This window comes from Bacillus sp. mrc49 (assembly GCF_002803435.1).
Genome location: NZ_PHNG01000731.1, coordinates 1 through 4572, shown reverse-complemented (window position 1 = coordinate 4572; position 4572 = coordinate 1). Strand labels below are relative to the sequence as shown.

Genomic DNA, 4572 nt, shown 5'->3' with positions numbered 1-4572 from the left:
ATCGAACGAGTGTCAAAATTACGGCAACAGGGGACTATCAGACTTCCGGAGGAGAGATATTCATCAAGGCAGGAGAAGAGATGAAATTGAACGTGGAATCAGGAAAACTTGCCGTGTATAAAGATTCGAATAAAGTAGGAACATTGGCTTCATTAAAAATCACTCCGGTCAAGGGTGATGCCCTGTTATCCCTAAATGGCCGTCCGTATCATGGCTCTTTCTTATTTACAGTGGCGGGAGGTTACATTCGACCTATCAATCATGTGCATATCGAGGATTATGTAAAGGGTGTGGTCCCGAAGGAAATGCCTGCCCTATGGCATCCCGAAGCATTGAAGGCTCAAGCAGTCGCCGCCCGTACATATGCTGCTCACCATCAATCGAAATTGATCGATGATACGATTTCCTATCAAGTGTATGGAGGAGCGGAAGGGGACAGCCGTACGGATTCAGCCATCGAACAGACAGCAGGCCTGGTTCTCAAGCATGATGGTGAAATAATCGAGGCGTTCTTTTCCTCAAGCAACGGGGGTGTGACCGAATTGAATTCCAATGTTTGGTCAGTCGGAAATCCTCTAGGCTATTTATCTATCCAACAAGATTCCTATGATCCGAAAACCAAATGGGCGATAAAGCTTGATAAGCAACAAATCGACCTGTCAAACAAAGACTTATCCAAGCCGGATGAGTGGTGGACGAGTGTACAGGAAAAAGATAAAACGGTTGTACCTCATCTTAAGGCTTGGCTGAAAAGGAATGGCTATGCGAACCATGATATTAAAATAACGAAGGTTCCCGTTTTAAGCTTCGCTGGTAAAAAAACGGGCGGACGAGCTACGAAGGGGTCCATTAAACTGAATTTCTTTGTAAGGGGTCTTGTTGATAAAAGCGGAAAACTTTCCGAGCGACAAATCGAGCTTACTGATGTACCGGCTTCAAAAATCAGGGGCATGGTCGGTAGCGATGTGATGAAAAGCTATTTGGTGGACGATTCGGCTTCCGATTCTTCCAGAATTGATGTTGAAGGGTCAGGCTACGGACATGGAGTCGGTTTAAGTCAGTTTGGCGCAAAGACAAGAGCGGAGGCAGGTCAAACATATCAGGAGATCCTGGCATTTTATTATCCTAACACGACTATCGCCAGGGAATATGGCGAAGCATCAGGGTTAATAGAAGAGGTTCACATCAACAATGCGGCATCCATAGATATGAAAGCGGATCTTGATTATGTGAATGATAAAGTCACGATCACCTACTCACTTAAAGAAGATGCAGCGGTATCACTCCTGATTAAAGATGGTCAAGGCAAAACGGTGGCTACACCAATCAGTGACCAATCATTGAATAAAGGAAGTCACACGGCGGTCTGGAAAGTGAATGATGTGCACAATGGTACGTATGCAGCGGTAGTTTCTGCAAGGGGAGAAAGCGGGAATGAAGCAAGGGGGACACTGGGAATCAACTTAAGTAAGGCGTCAGCACCCATGATTACCGATATTGAAACAATGGGAGACTACAGTACAGAAAAAGTGAATATAGCATTTACGATAAATGAAGACTCGAAAGTGGCAGTAGAAATCAAGAACAGCAAAGGCAAAGTGGTGGGGGGCCTTGCCGAAAGACAGTTCACCCAAGGCAGCCGATCAGTTAACTGGGATTTTGGCAATATATCCAACGGATTGTTCACGGTGTCGATATCCGCCAAGGATGAGGGAGGCAACCGGAAAACCGTCTCTACACAAGTTCAGATCAGGAAGACGACGGGCATCGTGACAGCAAGAGAATTACGTATAAAAGAAAAGGCAAATCCAGCGGCTAACACCATCGGGACGCTTTATGAGGATCAGGCTCTAACGATATTGGCTCAACAAGGGCAGTGGTATAAGGTGAAAAAGGGAAGCCAAGTCGGGTTTGTGCCAAAAAAACATGTAAAGAAATGAAGGGGGGGGAAAGGCGCTGCATTTGGTGTCATCCAAGAATGGAGTAGATGCCGGCGCTTTGCCTTCCAGAAGCGGTTGGGGAGCCTCCTCGGCGCTTGCGCTGTCTTTACCGCATTTCCCGCAAAAGTCTCGCGCCTTCCGTTTCATTTCACTCTGCGTGAAAACGCAGATATAGCTTCCCATGCCGGCATTTTGGCGACCATCATAAGCGAGGGATGTATTCATTCCTCGTTTTTTTCTTTATGCAAACCGGGTGTAAAGGGGATACCTGCAGCTTTTGTGATGATTTTTGAAATATCGGTATTTTCAAGGACGCCGTCTATGGCTTCACTGCCTGGGCCTGCCGCAAACACGGGAATCATATTGGCCGTATGGCCTCCAGTTGAACTGGAAGCCCGGATGCTCCTTTCAGCGACACCGGCTTTATGGTGCCTGGCGATGGTGCTGCCGATTTCCCAATCGATCCGATGCTGCGGGTAGACGAGCGTCCGGTTCTTTCTAACATTATCGATGAATTGAAGCACTTCCTGATCTGTAAGGGATATATGGGCATATTTCTTGAATACGGAAGCGACACTTTCCGGATTGATTTCGTTATTTCCATTGAATGTAATCTGTTTGGACATATATTCAGTCGATACCCGGATCTTTTTCAATGCCGCGATATCCATCGTTTCCGAAGCTGAAATTCCCATGGTTTCATGGTCAGCCAGCACAACGATCAATGTATCATTTCTGTTTTTGGCCCAATTCACAACCTCCTTCACTGTCTGATCGAATTCGATCGTTTCCTTCCATATTCCTGTGAAATCGGCTGCATGCTCCATCGAGTCAATCCGTGCGCCCTCTGACATCAAGAAGAAGCCCTTATCACCTTGGGATAAAATTTGGATCGCTTTGGCGGTCATTTCGGGCAGTGATGGTTCTTGGGAATTCATTACTTCCTTATCAAGCTTGAAATTCATATAAGTGGGGTGAAATAGCCCCAATAGTTTTTTTGTTTTATCCATGGAACTGAGTTCTTCTTTAGTCGTCGCAATCCCATATCCCGCATTTTTGAATTTCTTGATTAAGTCCTCGCCGTTCTGCTTATCTGCGCCAAAATAGCTGGCACCTCCGCCGAGTATGACATCAATTCGGTTGTCGAAGAGCTGCCTCGCGATATGGGCGCCGCCTGTCCAACGGTTCGGTACACTTGCACCAAAGGCCGCTGGGGTGGCATCGACGACCATATTGGTCGAGATGATCCCGACTTTTTTGCCATCGTTCTGAAATGCATCCAATACACTATCCACCTCATTGCCATTCACATCGACGCCGATTGACTCATTGTTGGTTTTAACGCCAGTCGCAATCGCAGACCCGCCTGCAGCGGAGTCGGTCACGTGATTATTGGCGGAATAAGTGCGCATCAAGGCTACGTGCTCCAGTTTTTCCAAATGTAATGCACCTGTTTTACCGTACTCCAATTGCCGGGCAATTTCTATTGCACCTAACCCCATGCCATCGCCGATTAGCAAGATGACATTTTTCGGTGTGTTTTTCGTTTCAGCCTGAATGGGGTGGGAGATGCCGATTAGGCAGGAAAGAATGAGTAACCCAAAGCGCTCGGGCTGGAAAAGTTTTTGAAGTAATGATTTTTTAGATATTTCCATTATCTGTAACCCTCCGTTTGATAGGTGTCTCCCTATTATTTGTAAAAGTCCATAAAAAATCCCCTCCTGATATTCAGGAGGGGATGGGCGTTATGCTTCCACATGTGCTTGTTGCGAAGTGCGCCTTGCCTTGAACCAGATCGCTGTTAGCGAAAGAAGGGTAAACACGAGAAGGAAAGCGCCAAGAACGCTTACACTTGACCAAAATAAATCATGATTGTTTAAGGTTATGATTGATTTAAAGCCATTGATTGAATGCGTAAGCGGAAGAAAATGACTCATTCTTTCCAGGTTTTCAGGAAGCATTTGCACAGGCAAGCTTGAACCAGTTGTGGATAGTTGTAAAACCAGGAATACAAATGCAATGAATCTGCCTATATTGCCTGCCAGTACGACTAGGAAAAACACGATCGCCAGGAAGGTTAAGCTGACGAATATCGAGAATAAAACCAGCATGATGCCATTTGTAAACGTTGATTTCAAATAAAAAGACGCGAAAATGGAGGCGATTAGCGCCTGTGCCGCGGCAAACGCCGCCATCGTTCCTAATTTATTGGCATACCATCTGAAGGCCGAGATTTCTGTAATGGCCGGCTTTTGTAAGTCGAAAAGACATGCCATGACCAAAACACCTACAAATAGCGCTAATGAAAGGATATATGGCGCATTAGCATAGCGATATTTAGGGAATGCATGGATGGCTTTCCCGCTCAATTGGACGGGTGCGGCGAACATGTCGATATTCGGTTGGTCCGCGTGGATGTTACTCAATTTACCGGCGCCGCCTGAAAGTCCAGCCGCCAGCTCCTTGCTGCCATCTTTGATGGCACCTAAACCGCCATCCACTCGATGGACACCATCAGCTAAAGGGCCCCAACCAGTTTTTACGGTGTTCGTACCGTCACTTACCTGGATCATCCCCTCATTTAGCTTGTTTGCACCGGCTGTTAACTGATTCCAGCCAGCCATTACGGTTT

3 protein-coding genes are annotated in these 4572 nt (G+C 46.4%); 1 reads left to right on the top strand and 2 read right to left on the bottom strand.

Annotated features, from left to right (window positions below):
* The coding region (locus CVN76_RS21370) for a SpoIID/LytB domain-containing protein (RefSeq protein WP_157805744.1) at positions 1 to 1940 on the top strand (1940 nt) is incomplete at its 5' end.
* Between the two features lie 221 nt (positions 1941 to 2161).
* On the opposite strand, the gene CVN76_RS21365 is transcribed toward CVN76_RS21370, so the two are convergent.
* Together CVN76_RS21365 and CVN76_RS21360 are read right to left on the bottom strand one after the other, a co-directional pair.
* Positions 2162 to 3595, bottom strand: a complete 1434-nt coding sequence (locus tag CVN76_RS21365; RefSeq protein WP_100532975.1) for an alkaline phosphatase — start codon at positions 3593 to 3595, stop codon at positions 2162 to 2164.
* A gap of 90 nt (positions 3596 to 3685) precedes the next feature.
* Positions 3686 to 4572: YhgE/Pip family protein (locus CVN76_RS21360; protein ID WP_157805743.1), on the bottom strand; the 887-nt coding region annotated here is incomplete at its 5' end.

What these genes read in the sequence shown, in the direction of transcription:
- CVN76_RS21365 (WP_100532975.1), bottom strand. Translation starts at nt 3,595, where the DNA reads ATGGAAATATCTAAAAAATCATTACTTCAAAAACTTTTCCAGCCCGAG.